21 protein-coding genes and 1 pseudogene are annotated in these 23,243 nt (G+C 65.8%); 11 read left to right on the plus strand and 11 right to left on the minus strand.

Translation table 11 applies throughout. From position 1 onward, the window contains the following. Positions 1-25: 25 nt before the first annotated feature. Positions 26-259: a hypothetical protein gene (locus G6N68_RS26560; RefSeq protein ID WP_163719173.1), complete on the plus strand. Its 234-nt coding sequence runs from the start codon at positions 26-28 to the stop codon at positions 257-259. Positions 260-358: 99 nt separating this feature from the next. On the opposite strand, the gene G6N68_RS26565 is transcribed toward G6N68_RS26560, so the two are convergent. Together G6N68_RS26565 and G6N68_RS26570 are read right to left on the minus strand one after the other, a co-directional pair. Beyond that, entirely contained in the window at positions 359-619 is a 261-nt protein-coding gene (locus G6N68_RS26565) for a hypothetical protein (RefSeq protein ID WP_163719174.1), read from the minus strand. 180 nt (positions 620-799) lie between these two features. Next, positions 800-1,855 carry a DNA polymerase domain-containing protein gene (locus tag G6N68_RS26570; protein WP_163719175.1) on the minus strand — a complete coding sequence of 352 codons (1,056 nt, stop codon included), beginning with the start codon at positions 1,853-1,855 and terminating at the stop codon, positions 800-802. A 37-nt stretch (positions 1,856-1,892) separates the two neighbouring features. On the opposite strand from G6N68_RS26570, the gene G6N68_RS26575 reads away from it, so the two are divergent. Continuing rightward, positions 1,893-2,972 carry an ATP-dependent DNA ligase gene (locus tag G6N68_RS26575; RefSeq protein WP_163719176.1) on the plus strand — a complete coding sequence of 360 codons (1,080 nt, stop codon included), beginning with the start codon at positions 1,893-1,895 and terminating at the stop codon, positions 2,970-2,972. Between the two features lie 48 nt (positions 2,973-3,020). Beyond that, positions 3,021-3,458 carry a hypothetical protein gene (locus tag G6N68_RS26580; RefSeq protein ID WP_163719177.1) on the plus strand — a complete coding sequence of 146 codons (438 nt, stop codon included), beginning with the start codon at positions 3,021-3,023 and terminating at the stop codon, positions 3,456-3,458. A 4-nt stretch (positions 3,459-3,462) separates the two neighbouring features. Here G6N68_RS26580 and G6N68_RS26585 read toward each other — a convergent pair whose 3' ends face one another. Continuing rightward, complete coding sequence (locus G6N68_RS26585; RefSeq protein ID WP_163719178.1) at positions 3,463-4,713, minus strand: cytochrome P450; 1,251 nt, start codon at positions 4,711-4,713, stop codon at positions 3,463-3,465. Positions 4,714-4,753: 40 nt separating this feature from the next. Between G6N68_RS26585 and G6N68_RS26590 the strand changes: the two genes are divergently transcribed. Then, a complete protein-coding gene (locus G6N68_RS26590) occupies positions 4,754-5,803 on the plus strand; it encodes a DUF2330 domain-containing protein (protein WP_240355924.1) in 1,050 nt (349 codons plus the stop codon). On the opposite strand, the gene G6N68_RS26595 is transcribed toward G6N68_RS26590, so the two are convergent. Next, positions 5,800-6,282: an NUDIX hydrolase gene (locus G6N68_RS26595; protein WP_163719179.1), complete on the minus strand. Its 483-nt coding sequence runs from the start codon at positions 6,280-6,282 to the stop codon at positions 5,800-5,802. The two genes, G6N68_RS26590 and G6N68_RS26595, sit on opposite strands and share 4 nt — an antisense overlap. A gap of 8 nt (positions 6,283-6,290) precedes the next feature. Next, entirely contained in the window at positions 6,291-7,667 is a 1,377-nt protein-coding gene (locus G6N68_RS26600) for a WS/DGAT/MGAT family O-acyltransferase (protein WP_163719180.1), read from the minus strand. A 102-nt stretch (positions 7,668-7,769) separates the two neighbouring features. On the opposite strand from G6N68_RS26600, the gene G6N68_RS26605 reads away from it, so the two are divergent. Further along, positions 7,770-8,822, plus strand: a complete 1,053-nt coding sequence (locus tag G6N68_RS26605; protein ID WP_163719181.1) for an AraC family transcriptional regulator — start codon at positions 7,770-7,772, stop codon at positions 8,820-8,822. Here the strand turns inward: G6N68_RS26605 and G6N68_RS26610 are convergent. Together G6N68_RS26610 and G6N68_RS26615 are read right to left on the minus strand one after the other, a co-directional pair. Beyond that, entirely contained in the window at positions 8,774-10,123 is a 1,350-nt protein-coding gene (locus G6N68_RS26610) for a WS/DGAT/MGAT family O-acyltransferase (RefSeq protein ID WP_163719958.1), read from the minus strand. The two genes, G6N68_RS26605 and G6N68_RS26610, sit on opposite strands and share 49 nt — an antisense overlap. 233 nt (positions 10,124-10,356) lie before the next feature. Next, entirely contained in the window at positions 10,357-10,812 is a 456-nt protein-coding gene (locus tag G6N68_RS26615; RefSeq protein ID WP_240355925.1) for a hypothetical protein, read from the minus strand. 120 nt (positions 10,813-10,932) lie between these two features. Between G6N68_RS26615 and G6N68_RS26620 the strand changes: the two genes are divergently transcribed. Next, a complete protein-coding gene (locus tag G6N68_RS26620; RefSeq protein ID WP_163719182.1) occupies positions 10,933-12,066 on the plus strand; it encodes an NAD(P)H-dependent amine dehydrogenase family protein in 1,134 nt (377 codons plus the stop codon). Here the strand turns inward: G6N68_RS26620 and G6N68_RS26625 are convergent. Beyond that, positions 12,067-13,795, minus strand: a pseudogene (locus G6N68_RS26625) (IS1634 family transposase). Positions 13,796-14,011: 216 nt separating this feature from the next. Here G6N68_RS26625 and G6N68_RS26630 point away from each other — a divergent pair. The 3 genes from G6N68_RS26630 to G6N68_RS26640 are packed head-to-tail and all read left to right on the plus strand — an operon-like array spanning position 14,012 to position 15,179. Next, positions 14,012-14,614: a TetR/AcrR family transcriptional regulator gene (locus tag G6N68_RS26630; protein ID WP_163719183.1), complete on the plus strand. Its 603-nt coding sequence runs from the start codon at positions 14,012-14,014 to the stop codon at positions 14,612-14,614. 38 nt (positions 14,615-14,652) lie between these two features. Continuing rightward, a complete protein-coding gene (locus G6N68_RS26635) occupies positions 14,653-14,880 on the plus strand; it encodes a ribbon-helix-helix protein, CopG family (RefSeq protein ID WP_163719184.1) in 228 nt (75 codons plus the stop codon). Beyond that, positions 14,877-15,179 carry a toxin gene (locus tag G6N68_RS26640; RefSeq protein ID WP_163719185.1) on the plus strand — a complete coding sequence of 101 codons (303 nt, stop codon included), beginning with the start codon at positions 14,877-14,879 and terminating at the stop codon, positions 15,177-15,179. The genes G6N68_RS26635 and G6N68_RS26640 overlap by 4 nt, the downstream gene beginning before the upstream one ends. Before the next feature lie 3 nt (positions 15,180-15,182). On the opposite strand, the gene G6N68_RS26645 is transcribed toward G6N68_RS26640, so the two are convergent. Continuing rightward, entirely contained in the window at positions 15,183-16,169 is a 987-nt protein-coding gene (locus G6N68_RS26645) for a D-2-hydroxyacid dehydrogenase family protein (RefSeq protein WP_163719186.1), read from the minus strand. A gap of 9 nt (positions 16,170-16,178) precedes the next feature. Then, positions 16,179-17,546 (minus strand): flavin monoamine oxidase family protein, encoded by a 1,368-nt coding sequence (locus tag G6N68_RS26650; RefSeq protein WP_163719187.1) that lies wholly within the window; start codon positions 17,544-17,546, stop codon positions 16,179-16,181. 56 nt (positions 17,547-17,602) lie between these two features. Here G6N68_RS26650 and G6N68_RS26655 point away from each other — a divergent pair, with 56 nt between their 5' ends. Further along, entirely contained in the window at positions 17,603-21,502 is a 3,900-nt protein-coding gene (locus G6N68_RS26655) for a Pls/PosA family non-ribosomal peptide synthetase (protein ID WP_163719188.1), read from the plus strand. Continuing rightward, positions 21,499-22,824, plus strand: a complete 1,326-nt coding sequence (locus G6N68_RS26660) for a M1 family metallopeptidase (protein WP_163719189.1) — start codon at positions 21,499-21,501, stop codon at positions 22,822-22,824. Before G6N68_RS26655 ends, G6N68_RS26660 begins: the two co-directional genes overlap by 4 nt. On the opposite strand, the gene G6N68_RS26665 is transcribed toward G6N68_RS26660, so the two are convergent. Continuing rightward, positions 22,821-23,225: a DUF2237 family protein gene (locus G6N68_RS26665; RefSeq protein ID WP_163719190.1), complete on the minus strand. Its 405-nt coding sequence runs from the start codon at positions 23,223-23,225 to the stop codon at positions 22,821-22,823. The two genes, G6N68_RS26660 and G6N68_RS26665, sit on opposite strands and share 4 nt — an antisense overlap. Positions 23,226-23,243: the final 18 nt, after the last annotated feature.

The raw sequence follows: 23,243 nt of genomic DNA on the forward strand, positions 1-23,243 counted from the left end.
CCAAGCGACGGCCGGAGGTGGGGTCATGACTGAGGTATCGCCGGAGGAATTGGCCAAGGAGTTGGGCTTCCCGCCTGCCACTGCCAAAGGATGGGCGTGGACGTGGCAACGCAGTGGCCGCTTCGAATACCGCAAGAGCCTTACGCACACCACCAATCCTGATCACCTGATCGCCCGCGTGCCGTCTCCTACGAATATCCCGCCTCTGCGGATCGATGAGCGGTACGCGGCGGGCAGACGTCGACAAAGTTCCTCGTGACTTCCTTGGCGCCCCGTGCTTCTGATCTCATCCAGCCGGCGACGACAACGCCGACCCGGCGATACTCATCGCTTGGGCTAGATCAACACCGCGAGCACCTCAACGGGGAGGCATCAAGCGAAAGTTGGAAAATTCCGCTGCGCCGGCCCAGACTCGTATGAAAGAACGCCCGCACGCAGGATTGCCTTGCGAATTAGCCGCGGGGTTGCCATCAACACTGAGGGAAGTCCTGCCATTGTCGTCGATCTGCAGATCGATGTCGTGCCATTCGTTATCCAACGTCGCCGGCGTTGCCGTTGCCACTGAAGCGGCTGGATAGTTGACCGTCCGATAGTCGTTGACACCGTAGTCAAACTGCACCGCTATACCGGTCGACTCCGTTTTTGGTCAACCGGTGCAGGTGTGCCCATGAAACCACGTGGCGGTCCACCGATCGAGACTGAAATTCAATTTCTCCACGGTCATCCTGCCCGGCTGCGATGGTTGTGACCGAACTCCCCCAATAGACCGCGGCTCTCACGTCCGTGCGCTAACAAGGACTCAAGCTTTGCCCACCGGGTTTCCCTTTTCATCCCAGTGCGCGGCAACTTTCTTACTGGGCTGAACCCGGGGCGGTTCGCCCGGCATTTTCGGATAGTTCGGCGGATACGGCATATCGCCCAGCCCACGCTCTTCGTCGGCCTTGACCATTTCCAATAGCGGCTCGAGCGACTGGGCGTTCTCGTCGATCCCGGCCCACGGGTCGTCGCGGCCCTTCACCAAGTCCGGCACGGTCGCCATGGTGAAGTCGTCCGGGTCGGCGTCGGGCAACTCGTCCCATGCCAGCGGCATGGACACCGTTGCGATCGGGGTGCGGCGTACCGAATACGCCGACGCCATCGTGCGGTCCCGTGCGTTCTGGTTGAAGTCGATGAAGATGCGCTTTCCACGCTCTTCTTTCCACCACGAGGTGGTTACCTTCTCCGGCGCGCGCCGCTCGATCTCGCGGGCCAGCGCGATGCCCGCCCGCCGTACCTCGATGAAGTCCCAGTCGGTCGCGATGCGCAGGAAGACGTGTATGCCGCGACCCCCGGAGGTCTTGACGTAGCCGACGAGTCCGAGTTCGTCGAGCAACGGCCGCAATACATCGAGCGCCACGCTGCGCGCCTCGGCGAATCCGGTGCCTGGTTGCGGATCCAGGTCGATCCGCAATTCGTCGGGATGCTCGGTGTCGGGGCAGCGCACCGGCCAGGGATGCAAGGTGACGGAGCCCATCTGGGCCGCCCAAATGATCGCCGCCGGGTGGGTCACCTTCAACGCGTCGGCCGTCCGTCCCGACGGGAACGTCACGACACACGTCTCCAAATAGTCGGGGTGTTTTCGCGGCACCCGCTTCTGGTAGATCTCCTCGCCGTCAATGCCGTCGGGAAAGCGCTGCAGATGCGTTGGCCGGTCGCGCAATGTGGCCAACATCGGACCGCCGGCCACCGACAGGTAGTAATCGATCATCCGGCCCTTGGTGCCCTTGGCCCCGAGCCTGGGGAAGTACACCTTGTCGCGGTTGGTCACCCGGACCGCGATGCCGTCGACGTCGATTTCTTCTGCTTTAGCAGCCATGTCTGGCCTCCAGCATGCCGCACGCAAGAATGAATTGATGGACTTACCTGTTATGCCCCCCGTGTCGCCGATGCTGGCGAAGTCGGTCAAGACGATCCCGCCGGACGCGTCGTATGAGCCCAAGTGGGACGGGTTCCGGTCCATTTGCTTCCGGGACGGCGACAGTGTCGAGCTGGGCAGCCGAAACGAACGGCCCATGACCCGCTACTTTCCCGAGCTGGTGGCCGCGGTCAAGGCCGAGCTGCCGCAGCGCTGCGTCGTCGACGGCGAGATCGTCATCGCGACCGATCACGGCCTGGATTTCGAGGCGCTGCAGCAGCGCATTCATCCGGCCGATTCTCGGGTGCGGATGCTCGCCGAGCACACCCCGGCGTCTTTCATCGCGTTCGATCTGCTGGCCCTGGGCGACGACGACTACACCAAGCGCCCGTTCAGCGAGCGGCGTGCCGCCCTCGTCGACGCCCTCGCGGGCTCGGGCCCGTCCATCCACGTCACGCCCGCGACCACCGACCTGGACACCGCGCAACGTTGGTTCGAGGAGTTCGAAGGCGCCGGCCTCGACGGCGTCGTCGCCAAGCCGCTGACCGTCACCTACCAGCCGGACAAGCGGGTGATGTTCAAGATCAAGCACGAGCGGACCGCCGACTGCGTCGTCGCCGGGTATCGGGTGCACAAGTCCGGCGGCGACGCGATCGGCTCGCTGCTGCTCGGGCTCTACCAGGAGGACGGACAGCTCGCGTCGGTCGGAGTGATCGGCGCGTTTCCGATGGCCGAGCGACGACGGCTGTTCACCGAACTGCAGCCGCTGGTCACCGACTTCGACAACCACCCGTGGAACTGGGCCGCCCATGAAGCCGGCGAACGCACCCCGCGCAAGAACGAGTTCTCCCGCTGGAATGCCGGCAAGGACCTGTCATTCGTGCCGCTGCGACCCGAGCGAGTAGTCGAAGTCCGCTATGACCACATGGAGGGAGTTCGTTTCCGGCACACCGCCCAATTCAATCGGTGGCGCCCGGATCGCGACCCGCGTTCATGTACCTACGAACAACTCGAGCAGCCCCTGACCTTCAAACTCGACGACATTGTTCCCGGCCTCGGACCCGGCGCGTCAAATTAAAACGGGATTGCTGCTTGCGTTGGCCGGACGCACCTTTAAGCTGTCGGGATGCATGTAGCAGCACTCCTGGTGGCGGGCTCCGCCACGATCGAAAACGGCGCGGTCAATGCCGCGCGCATTCCCACGACCAGCTTCGAAGTCGACCAAATCCCCATGTGGCTAACGGTTCCGGTCGTCCTCGTTGTGCACGCGCCGGCCGGCGGGGATTACGACCCGGAGCTGTTCGTCGTGGCCAAAGACCCGCGCGGCGAACGACGCGGGGCGATCCGATCGGCGTGGGAATGGCCGGACGACGACACGAAGCCGTCCAAATACCGTTGCTTCACCTACGACCTCTCGTTCACGATCGAGAGCGAAGGCGAGTACACCATCGGCGCCTATTACGACGCCGAAGCCACCAAGGAGATTGGCACGCCCATCCCGCTGGCCATCAGGCTGGGCGGCGGCCGGGTCGTGAACGGCTCGGGCACGGATCCGTTCGCGTAAGCGATCAGACCGCGACCGTCAACGCCGATAGTCCGCGCAGCGTGACGTTCGGCTTGTACTGCGGCTCGCCCACCATCCGCGCGTCTGGGAAACGCGCCGTTAGCTTCGACAAGGCCACGCTGGCCTCGAGTCTGGCTAGCGGCGCGCCCAGGCAGTAGTGCAGTCCGCGGCCAAACCCCAAGTGCCGCGACGTGCCTCGGTCCGGATCGAAGGCATCCGGTCGGTCGAACTCGGCGGGATCGCGTTGGGCCGCGCCGAGCAGCAGCACCATGGTGTCGCCCTTGGCGACGTCGTAGTCGCCGATCGTCATGTCCGCGGCGGCGATTCGACCGACCAACTGCACGGGCGGGTCGTACCGCAGGGTCTCCTCGATGACCGCCGAGACGCGCTGGGCATCACTGGCCAGCGCCGTCCACTGCGTGCGGTCGCGCAGCATCGCCAAGACGGCGTTGGCGATCAGGTTCACCGTGGTCTCGTGTCCGGCTATCAGCAGCAGGTTGCAGGTGGAGACGATCTCCTCGGTGGTCAGCTGGTCTCCGGCCTCTTCGACGGCGACCAGGCCGGACATCAAATCATCGCCGGGATGGGACCGGCGCAGCTCGATCAGTCCGCGCAAGTAATCGCGTAACCACAGGCCCGCCTGCAACTGCTCCTGCCATAGCTCTTCGCTTTCGGGGCTGGACATCAACGGGTCCAGTGATTGCGCCAGCATTGCCGATGCCCGACTGAACTGCGGCTCGTCCTCCAAGGGCACACCGAGCAGCCGGCAAATGACCGCGACGGGAAGCGGATACGCGAAGTCGTCGATGACGTCGAATTTGCCGGCCGCGGCGAACCGGGTCAGCATGTCGTCCACCAACGCGCTGATATCGGGCTGCAACGCGTTGACCACCTTCGGGACGAATGCCTTGCTCACCAAGCGACGTAACCGGGTGTGGTCAGGGGGATCGAGGAACAAGAATCCGGGCGGGCCCAGCGGTCGTACCGTCGCGCCCTCCGCGATCTGCCGCTGCACCGCCGTCGAGTTGAGCCGGTCGCTGCTCGACGACGGGTGCCGCAAAATCTCGTCGCAATCCCCGTACGAGGAGAAAAAGGTGAGGTTGGCTCCTGGCAGCGGCAGCGGCCCGTGGTCACGAAACTTCGCAAAGACCGCGTATGGGTCGGCCCGGTGGGCAGGGTCGAGCAATTCCAGTAGCAGCGCCTGGGTTTCGGTTTGCTCGCTGGTCCGCTCGCTCGTCTGCAAAGGCCTCGGCATCTACACATTGTGCCTGCGCATCACGCGTAGCATCGGCGGCATGCTGCGCGCGGCCGTGGTCCGGTTAGGAGTCATCGTCGTTGTTCTGCTCGGCGGCATGGTGCTGGCTCCGCCGAGCCAAGCCTGCGCATGTGGCGCCGCGATCCCACCGAGCGGCGCGGACGCGCGGATGAACAGCGAAGTCGCACTCCTGCATTGGGACGGAACGACCGAGAACATCGTGATGCGGCTCGGGTTGGATTCCTCCACCGACAACCTCGCACTGGTGGTGCCGACGCCCACGCCGGCGGTGGTGACGACGACGGACAAGGCCGCCTTCACCGAGTTGTCCCGACTCACCGCTCCCAAGATCGAGCACCAACGCAGGTGGCGCATCGGGCCCGGTTCGTCGTCCGCCACCGATACCGACGCTGCCGTCGCCGCCCCAGGGCCACAGGTGCTTTCGCAGGTGCACCTGGGCCCGCTGGAGGCCACCACCCTGGCCGGCGGCGACCTGGCCGGCCTACAAAAGTGGTTGTCCGACAACGGATATGCCATCCGACCGGCTGTGTCGAGCGCGCTCGACCCCTATGTGCGGGACGGCTGGGCGTTCGTGGCCATGCGGCTGACGAGCACAACCCACATCGTCGGCGGCCTGGATCCGGTGCGACTGACGTTCCGGTCGCCGCGGCTCGTCTATCCGATGCGGCTGTCGGTCGCTGCGCAAGGGCCGCAACGCGTCACGATCTTCACCCTGTCCGATCACCGACAACAGCGCACCGACGACGACGCCACGCACCAGACCACCCAAGTTCAGTTCGCCGGCAACATCGCCGGCGACGTTCGGGACCCCTTGCTGCGCGAATTGACCGCCAGCCACGGCGGGTACCTCACCAAGATCCAGGTCGACATCGACGAAACATCCCGGATCTCTTCGGATTTCACGTTCGGGAACGCACCGAACGACGAATCGTACCGACAGGTCCAGATCGTCTATGACGACGCGACCATCCCGCTCGAGCTGCTCGTTGCCGTGGTGCTGGTGGTCCTGGTAGTCGTCGGCCTGGTGGGCTTCGTCCTGGTTCGTCGGCGGACCCGGCGCGCCGGCTAGCCTTCGCTCAACTCTGCCACCGTCGGATGCGCCATCAATCGGTCGAGAAAGACGCGCTGGCCTTTGAGCAGTTTGGTGCGGGCCCGCGCCACCGGGAACCAGCCGACCCGGTCGACCTCGGGAAACTCGCGCATCTTGCCCGAGCCTCTAGGCCATTCCAGTTCGAAGGTGTTGCTGCGCGCCGCGGTGATGTCCAGGTCGCTGTGCACCGCGTAGGCGGTGACCACTTTGCCGCCGGGTTGTTTCGCCGACGCCAGGTCGATGCGCGGTCCGTCGGGTACCGGCATGCCTAGCTCCTCGGCGAACTCCCGCTGGGCGGCCAACCAGGGATCCTCGCCCTCGTCGTACTCGCCCTTCGGAATTGACCAGGCGCCGTCGTCCTTTCGGGCCCAGAAGGGACCACCCGGATGCGCAACGAGGACCTCGACGACGCCGTCACGCTCCCGGAACAGCAGCACACCCGCGCTGAGTTTGGGCACGCTGGTCGTCAGACCCCGACGGCCTGTTCCAGATCCTTCAGCGAGGTCTCAAGATGCCCGAGCAGCCGCTGCAGGTGTGGCACGCTGCGCCGGCATCCGACCAGCCCGAAGTCCAGGTTGCCCGCGTTGTTGACCAGCGTGATGTTCAACGCCTGCCCCTCCGGGATGTTGGACAGCGGGTAGCTGCCGTCGAGCCGGGCACCGCCGTAATACAGCGGCTCGCTCACCCCGGGCACGTTGGAGATGACGATGTTGAATGGCGGCGGCACCGCGGAGAGGAAGCCCGGCACGCCTGCCAGCGTCAGCGGCGCCATGTTGAGCGCCGACAAAGCCAGGACCTGATATTGCGGCAGTTCCGCGAGCACCTTCTTGTTGCGACGCATGGACTCGCCGATGACCTCGATCCGCTTCGCCGGGTCCTCGAGGTTCGTGGCCAGGTTGCACAGGATGCTGCCCACCTTGTTGCCGCCGCGGTCGGCGTCCGCTTCCGAACGCAGACTCACCGGCACCATCGCCACCAGCGGCGCATTCGGCAACGCGTCTTGCTCGATGAGGTAGTAGCGCAGCGCACCGGCGCACATTGCCAACACCGCGTCGTTGACCGACACGCCCGCCGCCTGCTTGACGGCCTTGATCCGATCCAGCGACCAGGACTGGGCGGCACATCGACGAGCACCCCCGACCTTGCGGTTCAACATGGTGTGCGGCGCTGCGAAGGGCAGCGTCAGTTGCTGCTCGAGCAGGGCGGCACGGGCCAGCTTCAAGGTCGACGGGGCGATCCCGGCGAGTCCTTTGACGGTTCCCGTCAGCGCGCTCAACGCGCTCGACGCACTTGGGCCGCCTGAGCCGTCGGACGCCGACTTCGGCGGGCGTGGCAGGTTCCACATCGCTTTGACCTGGGTGTCGTTCGGGTCGGTCGACATCGTGCGTTGCATCAGCTTCACCGCCGACACACCGTCGATCAAGGCGTGGTGCATCTTGGTGTACAGGGCGAATCGCCCGTCGGCCAGCCCCTCCACCACGTGCAGTTCCCACAGCGGCCGGTGCCGGTCGAGCAGGCTGGTGTGCAGCCTCGAGGTCAGTTCGAGCAGATCGCGCACGCGTCCCGGCGCGGGTAGCGCCGAACGACGGACGTGGTAGTCCATGTCGACTTCGTCGTCGTAGGCCCAAGCGACCCGCGCGATTCCACCCCCGATCGTGGCGGGGTGCTTGCGGAAGGTGGGCTGGAATTCGTCGTTCGCAACTAGCGCTTCGTAGAAGTCGCGGACGAACTCTCGGCCGGCCCCTTCCGGCGGCTCGAACAGCGACAAGCCGCCCACGTGCATGGGATGCTCCCGCGATTCGGTGAACAGAAACATCGAGTCGGTGGGCATCATCAGTTCCATGCAGCTATTCCTACCGGACCCCGCCGACGGCGAGAAGACACAAATAGCCCTGACATTGCCCTGAAGCAAGAGCATTTTGTCTGTTCGCCGTAGGGTCGGAACATGTCCGTGGTGCGGGGAACGGGGATCTGGAGTTACCCGGGCCTGGTCACCGAGCTGGGCGGTGACCCGTCCGCCTTACTGCGCGCGGCGGGCGTCCGCGAACAGGACGTCGGCAACTACGACGCGTTCATACCTCTCCACGCCGCGATACGAGCGGTCGAGTCGGCCGCGCAGGTAACCGACACACCGGATTTCGGCCGCCGGTTGGCCGAGCGGCAAGGGATCGAGATCCTGGGCCCGGTCGGGGTGGCGGCGCGAACTGCTGCGACGGTCGCCGATGCGATGGCGATATTCAACACCTTCATGGCGGCCTACAGTCCGGCGATCTCGATTCGGATCACCCCCCTGCCCGACCCGGCCCAGTCCTTCATCGCGATCGAGTTCCTGCTCGACCGGGCCGCCACCAGCCCCCAGACGCTGGAACTGGCGCTCGGCGTCTCACTCAGGGTGATCCACCTGCTCATGGGGACCACGTATGCGCCCATCTCGGTGCACCTGCCGCACGACCCTCTCACGTCGCCGTCGGATTACACCCGGTACTTCGGCTGCACACCGCACTTCGCCCAGCGCACGAGCGGATTCACGGTGCGGACGGCTGACCTCGCCCGCACGCTCAACCGTGACGACCTCGCCCACCGTGCGGTCGTGGACTACCTCAGCAGCATCACCCCGCTGGGCGCCGGAATCGTGGAATCGGCGCGAGCCATCGTTCGGCAGCTGTTGCCCACCGGCGCGGCGACCCTCGACGTGGTCGCCGAGCAGTTTCATCTGCATCCGAAAACGTTGCAGCGCAGACTTGCTCACGAACACACCACGTTCGCGGCTCTGGTCGACGAGGTCCGCAAGGATGCCGCCGATCGCTACCTGCGGACCACCAGAATCAGCCTGTCACACCTGGCCCGCGAACTCGGCTACGCCGAGCAGAGCGTTTTGACCCGGTCCAGCAAGAGATGGTTCGGCGTGGGCCCGGCGTCCTACCGCGCCATGACCCGCGGGGCTACGGGTCAGAGGCCGACCGCCCGCTCCAGTTCCTTCAGCGACGTGTCCAGGTGACTGAGCAGGCGCTGCAGATGCGGGATGCTGCGCCGGCAACCAACCAGCCCGAAGTCGAGACTGTCGACGGTGCTGGTGAGGGTGATGTTGAGCGCTTGTCCGTTGAGCGCCAATGACATCGGGTAGTTGCCCACCATCCGGGCACCCTTGAGGTAGAGCGGCGCACGCGAGCCGGGCACATTGGAGATGCACACGTTGAACGGCGGCGGGGTCGCCGTGGCCAATCCGGGCAAGGTGTTGAGCGCAGCCGGGCTGAGCATCGTCAGCGACAGCGCCATCGCCTGGGCCCGGGGCAGCTGCGACATCACCTTCTTGTTGTTGTACATCGACGCGTGGATGGATTCGAGCCGATCGGCCGGGTCGTAGCGGTCGGTTGCCAGATTGCACAGCACCGCACCAATCCTGTTGCCGCCGACGGCATCCCCGTCGTTGCGCAGATTGACCGGAACCATGGCCACCAACGGGGCATCCGGCAGGGCTTCGTTTTCTTCCAGGTATGCGCGCAGCGCACCCGCACACATGGCCAGCACCACATCGTTGAGGCTCACCCCGGCCACGTCCTTGATCGCCTTGACGCGGTCGAGTTCCCAGGACTGCGCCGCGCAGCGGCGGGCTCCCCCGACCGAGACGTTCAGCATGGTGCGCGGCGCGCCGAACGGCAGCGTCAGCTGCTGTTCCAGTAGCGCCGCGCGCGCCAGCCGGGCCGTCGACGGAGCCAGTCCCGCAACGGATCCCAGGATCCCCCCGAGTTGTTGCAACGGGTTGCTTCGGTTGCGGTCACGCGACGCACGCTGCGGCGCCGGTGCCCAGGCGGCACGGAATTCGTCGGCGTCGGGATCGGTGCTCATCGACTGACGCATCAACGACAGTCCCGACACCCCGTCGACCAACGCGTGATGGATCTTCGAATAGATCGCGAAGCGGCCATCTTTGAGGCCCTCGATGAGGTGGGTCTCCCACAGTGGGCGGTGCCGGTCGAGCAGGTTGGAATGCAGCCGGGACGTCAACTCCAGCAGTTCACGTACCCGCCCAGGGGTCGGTAGGGCGGAGCGGCGCACGTGGTAGTCGAGGTCGACGTCGTGGTCGAGTGTCCAGCTGAAGTTGCTGAAGGCGCCGTGAACTCCCATGGGGCGCTTACGGAATAGCGGTGCCAGCTCGGTGGACTTCAACATCGCCTGATGAATCTCGCGTACGAATCCGCGTCCCGCCCCGGACGGCGGGGTGAACAGTTGCAGCGAGCCGACGTGCAAGGGGTGCTCACGAGACTCAGCCGCCAGAAATAGCGAGTCGACCGGTGACATCAGTTCCATGGCATGTACTCCTGTATTGCGAAGCGCAGGTGGTCGTCGTCGACTGGGCCCTCGCGCAAATCTTCGGGTCGGTGCGACACTCCGTTTGCGTCCGTTTGGGGCCGTCGGTGCCCGCGGTCGGAGCAGGAGCCTGCGCACCTACGATGCACCCGACGATACCCCTGTGTCTTGACAGCAGAGGACACTTTTTTGACAGTTGAGGACAGCTTGGTCGCCGTGGCGCGTTACCCGACGGCGGTAATTCCGGAGCTGGAGATGGTGAACCCGCGGCCGGTGGTGACCGTACAGGTGACGCCGCTGGTCTCCGATCGGCAGCTGAAAGGTCCGACTGAGGCCGTTGAGCCGTATTCGAGCGTTGGGGTGTCTTCGCTCGCATTGCCGATGCAGGAAACACCGGCACAGGTCTTGAACGTTCCGTCAGGGCCCATGCGCACCGACTGGGCGGGCGAGTCGGTCTGGCAATAGGTTTCGTCGGCGATGCCATTGCCGCGGTGGTAGCTCAACTCGCAGCCCAGGTTGTGGGACGGCGCCAGGAACGAGCACCGGGTGGTGGTGCACACCGGATCGTCCGCAGCGGCGTGGGGCATCGCGACCCAGCCGGCCGCCAAGGGAAATGCCAGTGCCGCGATGAACGCCCGACGCATGCCGCCCTCCCAGTGTCCGCGGTGAGCTTTGCTCATTATTCACCGCACACCCGCCCCCTAGTGGGTTTTTCCGGGTTGTTCCGGTTCGTTGACAGTCACTGTCAATAAGTCATAACGTGCCACTCGGGGATGGGGCTTGTAAAGGGAGGTCTGGCGATGAGTGGTCCGGCCACGCTTCGTGTCATTCAATGGGCGACCGGTGGTGTCGGCAAGGCCGCCATCGAATGCGTGCTCAACCACCCGCAGCTTGAACTGGTCGGCTGCTGGGTGCACAGCGCGCAAAAGAGCGGATTGGACGTCGGCGACATCGTCGGCACCGACGCACTCGGGGTGATCGCCACCAGCGACATCGACGGGTTGCTGGCCCTCGACGCCGACTGCGTCATGTACAGCCCGCTGGTCCCCAATGATCAAGAGGTCGTGGCGATTTTGCGGTCCGGAAAGAACGTGGTCACGCCGTTGGGCTGGGTCTATCCCGACTTCAACAACCCGGCCGTCCAGGCGATCGACGCCGCCGCGCGCGAAGGTGGGGTGACACTGCACGGGTCGGGAATCCATCCGGGCGGCATCACGGAGCGCTTTCCGCTCATGCTGTCGTCGCTCTCGTCGGCGGTCACCCACGTGCGCGCCGAGGAATTCTCCGACATTCGTACCTACAACGCTCCCGACGTGGTGCGCCACATCATGGGCTTCGGTGGGACGCCCGAGCAAGCCGTGCAGGGGCCGATGGCTGCCTTACTCGAATCAGGTTTCAAGATGTCGGTGCGAATGATCGCTGAACACATGGGATTTCGCATCGACCCTACGATCAAGACCATTCAGGACATCGCGGTGGCCACCGCCGACATCGACTACGACCCCTTCCCCATCACCGCGGGAACGGTGGCGGCGCGGCGATTCCGCTGGCAGGCCACCGTCGACGGCGAGCCCGTCATCACGGCGGCGGTCAACTGGTTGATGGGCGAGGAAAATCTTGATCCAGGCTGGAATTTCGGTGGCCAAGGCGAGCGCTTCGAAGTGGAGATTACCGGCGACCCAACCGTGAAGCTGACCTTCCAGGGACTGCAGCCGGAATCGATTGCCGAAGGGCTGCAACGTAACCCAGGGATCGTGGCCACCGCCAACCACTGCGTCAACGCCATCCCCGACGTGTGCGCCGCCGACCCGGGCATCAAGACCTACCTGGATCTGCCGCTCTTCGCGGGACGACCGGCGGCCCGCCTAGCCCGTAGTTCCCCCTGGTTTGGTGATGAGTGTGCCGTGACCTGGGGTTTTGTGTTGTCTGCATGACTACTTGTAGCCCAGGCGGTGGGTGAGGCCGAGTAGTTCGAAGGCGTGGTGTTGTAGTGCGGTGGGGGTGGTGAATTTGGTGAACGTGGGCATGTCGTCGGCGGGCTGGATGTGGCTGGCGCAGATGGTGGCTAGGTCGGCGAGCAGGCTGGTGAAGCTGTGCACCGGGGTGTCGTCGGTGGTGCGTTTGCGGGAGGCTTTGGCTAGGGCGGCATCGGAACGTTGAGCGGGGGCAACGGGGTTGGTGCGTTTGGCGGCGGCTGCGGGTTTGTCGTGGTCGCGAAACAGCAGGGGGGCCAGGGCTTGTTTCATGTGCCAGCTGATGTAGTAGGACAGCATGCGTAGGAACATGTGGGCGCGGACCCGGTCGGCGAGGTGGTGGCGGATGGGTCGCACGTCAAGTTCACTGTTGAGGGTCCGGAAGAAGCGTTCGACGTCTTCGAGTCCCTTGTAGCGCAACACCACATCGTCACGGCCCAGGGCGGATTTGGGCAGGTTGGTACGCAGCACGTAGATGCCGTCGAGGGCGGCTTCGGCGGCGATGGCGTCTTCGTTGCGGGTGAAGGTGAATGAGTTGTCGGTGATGGTGATGTGGAAGTGTTTGGCCATCTTGTAGTGGTTGATCACCTTGCCTACCCGTAGCGCGATATCGTCTTTGCCGCGCAAGGGTCGGCGGGTTCGGGTGGTGGCGTCGGTAATGGCGGTGAGTTGTTTTCGGTGGCGGCCAACAGGTCTTGGCGTTTTGGGTGCGCTTTTGAGCTAGAGCGGGTTGTGGCAGCAGACCAGGCGTTCGCCGGGATAGTCCGGGGAGTTGATCTCAGCGAGGTCGTGTTCGTCGAACAAGCTCAGCTGCAGGGCGTCGGCTTGCACAAGGGCCTTGATCTGCGGGCGCGCAGCGCGGTGATCCAGTCCAGACCGGCAGGGCGTAGTTCCTCGGTGATGCGCGCGCTGGTGATCATGCCGCGATCGCCGACAAGGGCCACCCGCGACAGTCCGAACCGGTTTTTCAGCTTATTGATTTGGGCGGTCAACGTTTTCGGTCAGCGGTGTTGCCGTCGAACACTTCGATGGCAACCGGTATCCCGGCGGTGGTGGCCAGCAGCCCGTAGACGATCTGCAAACGTCCTTTGACCCCGTCACGGGCGTGTCCGATCTTGCCCAGGGGGCAGGTGCGGCCCTCAAAGGCCGCCGAGGACACGTCGTAGAGCACTAGGGTGCCATCGTTCAGATGCCGGGCGGCCAGCGCGGTTTCGATGGCATCTTTGCGGGCCAGCGCCCAGTCCATCGCCGCGTACAGGTCGTCCTCATCGGCCCCACTGACCCCCAGCACCTCGCCCAGTGAGCTGGTGGCGGTCTGGGTGCGCAAACCGCGTGCGGTGGCCAGCTTGGATTCCGGGGCGATGACCTGGGCTACCAGCATCGCGGTGACCAGGTCGCGCCGCCGCGATGGTGTCGCGTCGATGAGATCTTCGACGCCCAGGGTCCGGGCGGTGCCCAGCACTGCGGCCACGTGCCCATGGGGCAGGCTGCGGGAGACCTCAAACGACTCGGCCAGATCCCGCGTGGCCGGCAGGCCTTTGAGGGCACGCTGTAGCTTTTCCACCTTGCGCTCGGGCCAGTGTGACAAGTTGGCCAGGGTGCGTGTTTTGACTTTGCCGTTGTCGCGGTAGGACTCCCGCAACAGCACCGCTGGCGGTGACCCACGGTTGGGAACCCGAGTCACGTACATGATTACTTTATATCAACTTATCCGCGCTATATCTACGATATGCCAAGTTAACACGCCGAGCAATGCCATGCATAATACATGACTACATTAGTACGCCCGCATGAACGCCAAACACCTGCTCACGAACAACATCGGGGATTCAGAACCCACTCAGCGGGGGGAACTACGGCCTAGCGCTATGACCATCCACGTCGACGGTGGAATCGGGTCCTTCCGATGACGGGGTCATTGCGAGACCGGCAGCGCGCACAGGTCCGGGCCGACATCAGACGAGCGGCGTTCCGGCTGTTCATCGAGCGAGGCTATGACCGCGTGACGACCGAGGAAATCGCTGTGGCCGCGGGCGTTTCGCCGCGTACGTTCTTCCGGCACGTGCCGACCAAGGAAGAACTGTTGCTGGCGCCGGTGCGCCACGGCGGTGCGGCGATCGTCAACCTGCTGGAGCAACGGCCCGCCAACGAGTCGCCGGACGTCGCGCTCATCAACGCCATCGTCACGCGCACCCGCTCGTTCGACGAGGCCGATACCGAGGAATGGCGGGAAGCGCTGCTCGTCGCCCCTGAGCTGCTCGGCAAGCTCACGGTGCACACGCCCGCCGACAAGGAGCGGGCGACGAAGTTGATCGCCGAACGCATGGGCTGCGACCCCGACGTCGATATCCGGCCCGGGCTGCTGGTTCAACTGTGCTTCGCCGCAGCCGATTTCGGGTTCCAGCAGTGGGTGCGGCAGTCCAAGGCGGTCCAGCCGCTGGACAGCTACGTCACCGAGGCGCTGGAAGCGTTGAAGAGCCGGCACTGGAAGAGGAGGCCGACCGCGTGACGGACACGTACAGGGTCGTCGGGCGGTAGGATAGATGTATGGCCAAAAGTAAGATTTCTGTGACGGTGGAGGAATCTGTGCTCGCCGCGGCTGATGCAGACGCCAAGGCGGCCGGCTTGAACCGATCGGAGTTAATCGAGCGGGCGCTGCGCAATGAGCATCTCCGCCTAGCGCTGCATAGCTACACCACGAAGACCGTTCCAGCGTTGAACATCGACTCGTATGCCACCCATGTTCACCAGGCCAATCGGACCGCAGGTCTGTGATCACCCCTGGCGACATCGCTCCCCGACTCGACACCGACCGCCAGCTCTACGTCGCGGTCCTGTCCAACTCGATTCACCTCGCCGCCGACACCGGACGGCTAATCACCTGCCCGTTTGTTCCCGGCCCGATTCCGGACGACGTCATGGCGATGGTGGTCACGGTCGACCAGCCGCAAGGCACTCTCTTACCAGAGTTGGTGCAATGGCTACCGAGCTCAGCACTCGATGAGCCGATTGGTGCCATTGGCGAAAATGCCCTGCGCGAGACGACATCGATTGTCACCGCGCTCATCTCTTAGAGCTCATCGAGCCTGCGCTTCGGGATTGGCGATCCGGGCAGGGGTGCCGTCCAACCAGGCTACCACGGCCTCGACCGTGTCGGTATAGAAGACGCTGAGCATCTCGCGGGTCACATAGCCCAAGTGCGGCGCCAGCGTCACGTTCGGTAGCGATCGCAACGGGTGATCGCGCGGAAGTGGTTCTACGTCAAAGACATCCAGCCCGGCCCCGGCGATGCAGCCGGTCCGCAGCGCCTCGATCAGTGCCTCCTCTTCCACGATCGGTCCACGAGACGTGTTGATCAGGTACGCGTTTGGCTTCATCGCTGCGAACTCCGACTCTCCCACCAGACCACGTGTGCGTTCGGAGAGTACGACGTGTATGGAGACCACATCGGATTCAGCAAAGAGCGCCGACTTCTCAACCCTCCGTGCACCAACCGACGCTGCGGTTTCCGCCGTGAGGTTCTGACTCCACGCAATGACCTCCATGCCAAAGGCTTTCGCGTACTCGGCCATGCGTTTGCCGACTCGGCCGAGTCCCACTAGCCCAAGAGTCTTGCCGGACAGCGTCATACCCGTGGTGGTCTGCCAGCCACCTTCGCGCATGCGGCGGTGTTCCTCCGCCAAATTGCGCACCGTGGCAATCAGCAGCCCCCACGCGAACTCCGGTGTGGCGTCCCGGACGGAACGGAATCGCGGGTGGGCAAAGTCCGAATGTGCCACCAGGACACCGTTTTCGGTGGCCGCTGCCAGGTCCAGGTTGGGCAGGCTGCGACCAACGATGGTGATGAGCTTGAGGTTCGGCAACCGCTCGATCAGGCTGCGCGTGAATGCCATCCGCTCTCGCAGGGTGCAGACCACGTCGAACGGCCGCAGCTGCTCGGCGGCCTCCGCCTCGGACAGGTGCCGGTCGAAAGACGTGATCTCGGCCCGACTCTGTACCGGTGACCAGTCTGCGAGTTGTAAAGCCGCACCGGCATAGTCGTCGAGGATCGCCACCCGCCGCACGCGGCCAACCTACCCGGCGGCCAGGATCTCGTCGGCGGCACGCCGGCCGGAGCGGATCGCGCCGTCCATGTATCCGCTCCACTCCTGCACGGTCTCGGCCCCGGCCCAATGGATGCGCCCTACCGGCTCGGCCAGTGCCTTGCCGAACTGAGTCAACGCGCCCGCCGCGAGGCGACCGCCGTAGCAGCCGCGGGTGAATTCCTCGGCATTCCAGTCCTGTTCGACGATGTCGAAGGGCTCTGCGGCCTGGGGCCCGAAGTACTTCACCAGCGTGTCAACGACGAGCTTGTGGCGCTGCTCCTTCGGCAACTCGGCCGCCGCTCGGGCATGCGCGCCGTCGATGAACCCGACCAGTACCCCGCAGGACCCGTCCGGTGGGGAGTTGTCCATGACGAGGTTGAATGCGTCGTCGAGGCTGGTCACTAGGCCACTCAAACCGTCGTCCCGCCAGAACGGCCTCGGATAGCCCACATGGATCTTGATCACCGATCCCGCGGGGAACTGCTGGGTCAGGGCGTCACGCGCGGCCGGGAGTGGCGGCAGGTAACGGATCCGTCCTGCCAGGGTCGGCGGAATCGCGACGATGACGTGACGACCCGTCACCGTGTCCGAGGTGCTGGCCTCGGCGTCCTCGTAGCTGACCGTGACGCCGTCGCCCGTCGCGGCGATGGTCCGTACCACGGCGCCGAGCTGGACTCGGTCACCAAGCTCCTCGGCCATCCGTTCGGAAATGCGGTGCGTCCCCCCTACCACGCGGAGCTCCTGGGCCCCGCCGGTGACGGCGAGCAACGACGCCAGGCCGTTGCCGGAGCGGATGTAGAAGAGAAAGTGCAGCAACGAAAGCTCTGGGGTCTCCGCGCAGAACAGGGTCGGTACGATGAGCCGGAAGAACCGCAGCGCCACGGAATCGGTCGTGTTTGCGGATAGCCAGCCGTCGAAGGTCTGCCGGTCCAGGTCGGCCGCTTCGGGCGCCTGCCACGGCGAGGTGATCGGAACCGACGCCGCCAAAGTCTCGAGTTCGCCCCAGACCCGATAGATCTCGGCGACATTTTCCTGCGGGAGGCCGAAGCTCGCGTCGGAGTAGCGCAGCGCGGCACCGTCGACGAAGGTGATTGCCTCACCGGTGTCGTAGGTGGGGAAGGTTTCCAAACCGAGTTCGGCGATCAACTCGAGCACCACGTCCTGACCCGGTCCCACCCACTGGCCGCCCAGCTCGACCGGCACGCCGTTGCTCAAGAACCCGCCGAAATTGCGGCCCCCGACGCGGTCCCGGGCTTCGAGAACGCGCACCGTCTTCCCGGCGGCGACCAGCTTGCGGGCCGCGGAAAGACCGGCGAGCCCGGCGCCTACGACGACGACATCCAGTTCGTACCGCATCGAACCCACGGTAGACCAGAGCCACGTCGGCGCCGGGGTTCGCGTAAGAATATTGCGTGCTCCCCGCGCAGTACGTCTTGTCGGCTGACGCACCCAGTCCGCGAACGCTGATCGACATCATCAACGAAACCGCAGCACGCTACCCGGATGCGGCCGCGATCGACGACGGCGAGGTCCAGCTCACCTACAGCGAGCTGCTCGAGGACATGAAGGACAGCGTGGAGTGGCTGGCCGCCAGGGGTGTGGGTCGCGGGGACCGGATCGGGGTGCGGATGCCCTCGGGCAGCTATTCGCTGTACGTGGCGATCCTGGCCATCTTGGCCACCGGCGCGGCGTACGTGCCCGTCGACGCCGACGACCCCGACGAACGCGCGGAATTGGTTTTCGGCGAGGCCGGAGTCGTTGCGGTCATCACCGAGAACGGCATTCACCGCACCCTCGGCTCATCGAGGGGCTGGCGCGCCGGCAACCCGCTGGCACGGGACGATGCATGGATCATCTTCACGTCCGGTTCCACCGGCACGCCCAAAGGGGTCGCCGTCACGCACCGCAGTGCCGCCGCGTTCGTCGACGCCGAGGCGCAGATCTTTTTGCGGGACAACCCCATTGGACCGGGCGACCGGGTGCTTGCCGGGTTGTCGGTGGCCTTCGACGCCTCCTGCGAAGAGATGTGGCTGGCCTGGCGTCACGGCGCCTGTCTGGTGCCCGCGCCGCGGTCACTGGTGCGCAGCGGCATGGACCTGGGGCCGTGGCTGGTCACCCGGGACGTGACCGTGGTGTCCACGGTGCCGTCGTTGGCCGCGCTGTGGCCCGCGGAAGCTCTGGAAGCGGTGCGGCTGTTGATCTTTGGCGGCGAAGCCTGCCCACCAGAGCTGGCCGAGCGGCTGGTGGTGGACGGGCGTGAGGTGTGGAACACCTACGGGCCCACCGAGGCGACCGTGGTCGCCTGCGCGACCAAGCTCGACGGCGTCGGCCCCATCAGCATCGGACTGCCCCTGGCCGGGTGGGATCTGGCCGTCGTCGACAAGGACGGCGAACCTGTCGGCTACGGCGAGGTCGGCGAGCTGGTGATCGGCGGGGTGGGTCTGGCCCGCTACCTCGACCCGGACAAGGACGCCGAGAAGTACGCGCCGATGCCGACCCTGGGGTGGGCGCGCGCCTACCGCAGCGGTGACTTGGTACGCCTCGAAGAGGACGGCCTGTACTTCTGCGGGCGCGCCGACGACCAGGTGAAGGTCGGCGGTCGCCGCATCGAACTCGGCGAGGTCGACGCTGCGCTGGTGAACCTGCCCGGGGTCAGCGGCGGAGCCGCGGCAGTCCGCCAAACCGGCACGGGCACGTCGGTGCTGGTCGGCTACGTGGTCAGCACCGACCCGCTGTTCGACATCGCGGCCGCTCGCAGCCGGCTCGCCGAACATCTGCCCGCCGCGCTGGTGCCGCGGCTGGTACGCATCGACGAACTGCCCACCCGCACCTCCGGCAAGGTCGATCGGGACGCGTTGCCGTGGCCACCACCTGGCAGCACCGACACCGAGGACGTCCCCCAGCTGGCCGGCACCGCGGGCCGCCTGGCGGAACTGTGGCGCGAACTTCTCGGCGTGACGGTGGCCGATGCCGAGGCCGACTTTTTCGCGCTCGGGGGCGGCTCACTGGCCGCCGCGCAACTGGTCGCCGCACTGCGGCAGCAGTACCAGCAGATCACCGTCGCGGACCTGTACGACCACCCGCGACTCGGTTCGCTCGCCGGGTTTCTCGACGAACTCGACCCGCCACCGCAGGTCACCGAACGCGTGGTGCGACCCACCCCCCGACTGGCCCAGCTGATCCAGCTCGGCGCGGCCCTGCCGTTGGCGACGCTGGCCGCGCTGCAGTGGGTTACCTGGCTGGCGTTGGGGAACAACATTGCCCGTGCTCTACATGTGCTGCCCTGGACGGTCGCGGTGAACTGGCGGGTCGTCGCGGTGGCGTTCCTCATGTTCGTGACGCCGTTGGGCCGGATGGGCATCGCGGTGCTGTTCGCCCGCGTCCTGCTGTGGAACGTCAAGCCCGGCAGCTACCCGCGGGGCGGCTCGGTCCATCTGCGGGTGTGGTTCGCCGAGCGGCTGGCGCAGGCCAGCGGCGCCGAGAACCTGGCCGGGGCACCGTGGCTGGCCTACTACGCGCGGGCGCTGGGCGCCGAGATCGGCAAGGGCGTCGACCTGCACTCGATGCCGCCGGTGACGGGTCTGCTCAAGGTCGGGCAACGCAGCGCCATCGAACCCGAAGTCGACCTGTGTGGCCATTGGATTGACGGGGACGTATTCCATCTCGGCACGATCACCATCGGCAACGACGCGACGATCGGCGCCCGGACCACGCTGCTGCCCGGCGCCGTCGTAGGTAAGAACGCCGACGTGGCGCCGGGTTCGGGAGTCGTCGACAAGATCAAGAACGGCCAGTACTGGAAGGGTTCGCCGGCGGCGAAGTCCGGTCGGGTCAACCATCCCTGGCCCGACGAACGACCGGCGCCCAGGTCGCACTGGGTGGCCATGTACGGCCTGACCTCGCTGGTACTCGCCGGCCTTCCCCTGCTGGCGGTCGCGACCGGCCTCACGGTGATCGGGTTCGCCGTGCACCGCACCCGCAGTCTGGCGGAGGCGGTGCTGCCCGCGCTGCTGTGGACGCCGGTGGCGACGCTGGCCGCGCTGGCTGTCTACGCGCTGGTGACCGTGGTCGGGGTGCGGGTGTTGTCGATCGGGCTGCGCCAGGGCTACCACCCGGTGCGCAGCCGCGCCGGCTGGCAGCTGTGGACCACCGAACGGCTGATGGACGCCGCCCGCATCTACCTGTTCCCGCTGTATGCCAGCCTGGCGACGCCGGTTTGGCTGCGCATCCTGGGCGCCCGGGTCGGCCGCGGTACCGAGATCTCCACGGTGCTGCTGACCCCGAAGTTCTCCGTGATCGAGGACGGGGCGTTCCTCGCCGACGACACCATGGTCGCCTCCTACGAACTCGGCGGCGGGTGGATCTACGCGGCCGAGACGACCGTCGGCCGACGCGCCTTCCTCGGCAATTCCGGCATCACCCAGCCGGGCCGACGGGTGCCCGACGACGGGTTGGTGGCCGTGCTGTCCGCAACGCCGCCGAAGGCCAAGCGCGGCTCGTCCTGGCTGGGCAGTCCCCCGATGCGGCTGCGCCGGCGCCCCGCCGAGGCCGACGTCGCAACCACCTACGAGCCACCGACGCGGTTGAAGGTGATGCGCGCGGCGGTCGAGATCTGCCGACTGCTGCCGGTCGTGGTGACCGCGCTGATCGGCCTGGCGGTGCTGGGCACCCTTCAGCTGCTGGCGTTGCGGTTCGGCTTTTGGTGGACGGCACTGTGCGGCGGCCTGGTGCTACTGGCCGCCGGTGTGATCGCCGGCGCGGCCACTGCCGCCGTGAAATGGCTTGTCGTGGGTCGGATCAACGCCAGCGAGTTCCCGCTTTGGTCGTCATTCGTGTGGCGCAATGAGCTTGCCGACACGTTCGTGGAAACCGTTGCCGCGCCATGGTTCGCGCGCGCCGCCAGCGGCACGCCGGTGCTTAACCTGTGGCTGCGCGCCCTGGGCGCCAAGATCGGTCGCGGCACCTGGTGTGAAACCTATTGGCTACCAGAGGCGGATCTGGTCAGCCTGGGTTCCGGTAGCACGGTCAACCGCGGCTGCGTGGTGCAGACCCATCTCTTCCACGACCGGATCATGCGGATGGACAGCGTCGTCCTCGAACCGGGGGCCACGCTGGGCCCGCACTGCGTCGCGCTGCCCGCGGCCCGGTTGGGCGCGGGAGCGACCGTCGGGCCGGCGTCGCTCGTGGTGCGCGGCGACGTGGTACCGGGATCGACCCGCTGGCAGGGCAATCCGATCCGCCCGTGGGATTTGCGCCGCAAGAAGTCGGGGCGCAAGAACACCGCCGACCCCGTCGAGAGCCCGGCCGCGTGAAGTCCTCGGCGAAGAAGTCCGGGCAGAACGGGGCGATCGACCCGTATCTGCCGCAGAACGGCAACTTGGGTTACCGGGTGTCGCGCTATGAGTTGGACCTGGAGTACAAGGTCTCGATCAATCGGCTGGCGGGGTCGGTGACGATCACCGCAGTGACACTCACCGAACTGCAGGAATTCACCCTCGACAGCTCCAGCGCGCTCAACGTGTCGAAGGTGACGGTGAACGACAAGCGCGCCGCCCGATTCGCCTGCCGGGACGGCAAATTGCGCATCACGCTGGCCTCGAAGCTGGCCAGCGGTGCGGCGCTGGTGGTTGTCGTGCGCTACAGCGGAAATCCGAAGCCGCTCCGAACACTGTGGGGCGATGTGGGTTTCGAGGAACTCACCGATGGAGCGCTGGTTGCCGGCCAACCCAACGGCGCGGCGTCGTGGTTTCCCTGCGATGACCATCCCAGCGCCAAGGCCGCCTACCGCATCCGGATCAGCACCGAAAGCCGCTACCGCGTGGTCGCCAACGGCAAGCTGGTGTCGCGGCGGACGCGAGCGTCGCAGACCGTGTGGACCTACGAGCAACCCGAGCCGACCTCGACCTATCTGATCACCCTGCAGATCGGCGTCTACGAGATGGTGCGACTGCCCAAGACTCCAGTGCCGATCCAAGCCGCGCTGCCCGAGCGATTGTTGGACGACTTCGACCATGACTTCGCCCGACAGCCACAGATGATGGAGTTGTTCATCGAGCTGTTCGGACCGTACCCGTTGGCGAACGGCTATACGGTGGTGGTCACCGACGATGACCTCGAAATACCGCTTGAGGCGCAAGGGATTTCGATCTTCGGCGCCAACCACTGCGATGGCAGCCGGCACAGCGAAAGGCTGATCGCGCACGAGCTGGCCCACCAGTGGTTCGGCAACTCGGTGACCGCGCGACGCTGGCGTGACATCTGGCTGCACGAAGGGTTCGCGTGCTACGCGGAGTGGTTGTGGTCGGAACACAGCGGCGGCCGCAGCGCCGGCGAGTGGGCCGACCACTATCACGCGCAGCTGCGGGACAAGCCGCAAGATCTACTGTTGAGCGATCCCGGGCCGCGCCACATGTTTGACGACCGCGTGTACAAGCGTGGTGCGTTGACCCTGCACGCGCTGCGCGGTCAGTTGGGCGACCAGAAATTCTTTGCGCTGCTCAAGGATTGGACCGCCAAGTTCCGTCACGGCACCGCGGCGACCGAGGACTTCACCGGGCTGGCCGCCAACTACTGCGACGAATCGCTGCGGTCGCTGTGGAATGCCTGGCTGTACTCGACGGAATTGCCGCGTTAGAGGTCCAGATTGGCCAGGTCGTCGGGCACGTCGACGGCATGTTCCTGCAGCGTCTCGAGCGGCACCACCTCGAGGGTGCGCTGGTGAGTCGACGCCAACACCACCGGCGCCGCACAACCGTCGTGGTGTGCCCGCAGCCAATTCACCGCGGTGACGCACCACCGGTCACCGGGTAAGAGGCCGGGGAACCGGTACTCGGGCACCGGCGTGGAAAGGTCGTTGCCGATGGAACGCTGGTGCTCCAAAAACTCGGCGGTCACGACGGCGCAGATCGTATGCCAGCCCACGTCTTCGGGCCCGGTGGAGCAACAACCGTCGCGGTAGAAACCTGTCATTGGTTCGGTGCCGCACGGTTCCAAGGGGCCGCCCAGCACGTTGCGGTCTGGCTGGCGTTCAGGCATAACCCAAGTATTGCGCTT

This window comes from Mycobacterium bourgelatii (assembly GCF_010723575.1).
GTDB classification, from domain to species: domain Bacteria; phylum Actinomycetota; class Actinomycetes; order Mycobacteriales; family Mycobacteriaceae; genus Mycobacterium; species Mycobacterium bourgelatii.

Bases quoted from the DNA above. Each gene is read 5' to 3' on its own strand.
- G6N68_RS26560 (WP_163719173.1), top strand. From the start codon at position 26: ATGACTGAGGTATCGCCGGAGGAATTGGCCAAGGAGTTGGGCTTCCCG.
- G6N68_RS26570 (WP_163719175.1), bottom strand. From the start codon at position 1,855: ATGGCTGCTAAAGCAGAAGAAATCGACGTCGACGGCATCGCGGTCCGG.
- G6N68_RS26600 (WP_163719180.1), bottom strand. From the start codon at position 7,667: ATGGAACTGATGATGCCCACCGACTCGATGTTTCTGTTCACCGAATCG.
- G6N68_RS26610 (WP_163719958.1), bottom strand. From the start codon at position 10,123: ATGTCACCGGTCGACTCGCTATTTCTGGCGGCTGAGTCTCGTGAGCAC.
- G6N68_RS26620 (WP_163719182.1), top strand. From the start codon at position 10,933: ATGAGTGGTCCGGCCACGCTTCGTGTCATTCAATGGGCGACCGGTGGT.
- G6N68_RS26575 (WP_163719176.1), top strand. From the start codon at position 1,893: ATGGACTTACCTGTTATGCCCCCCGTGTCGCCGATGCTGGCGAAGTCG.
- G6N68_RS26605 (WP_163719181.1), top strand. From the start codon at position 7,770: ATGTCCGTGGTGCGGGGAACGGGGATCTGGAGTTACCCGGGCCTGGTC.
- G6N68_RS26630 (WP_163719183.1), top strand. From the start codon at position 14,012: ATGACGGGGTCATTGCGAGACCGGCAGCGCGCACAGGTCCGGGCCGAC.
- G6N68_RS26580 (WP_163719177.1), top strand. From the start codon at position 3,021: ATGCATGTAGCAGCACTCCTGGTGGCGGGCTCCGCCACGATCGAAAAC.
- G6N68_RS26665 (WP_163719190.1), bottom strand. From the start codon at position 23,225: ATGCCTGAACGCCAGCCAGACCGCAACGTGCTGGGCGGCCCCTTGGAA.
- G6N68_RS26615 (WP_240355925.1), bottom strand. From the start codon at position 10,812: ATGAGCAAAGCTCACCGCGGACACTGGGAGGGCGGCATGCGTCGGGCG.
- G6N68_RS26650 (WP_163719187.1), bottom strand. From the start codon at position 17,546: ATGCGGTACGAACTGGATGTCGTCGTCGTAGGCGCCGGGCTCGCCGGT.
- G6N68_RS26635 (WP_163719184.1), top strand. From the start codon at position 14,653: ATGGCCAAAAGTAAGATTTCTGTGACGGTGGAGGAATCTGTGCTCGCC.
- G6N68_RS26590 (WP_240355924.1), top strand. From the start codon at position 4,754: ATGCTGCGCGCGGCCGTGGTCCGGTTAGGAGTCATCGTCGTTGTTCTG.
- G6N68_RS26585 (WP_163719178.1), bottom strand. From the start codon at position 4,713: ATGCCGAGGCCTTTGCAGACGAGCGAGCGGACCAGCGAGCAAACCGAA.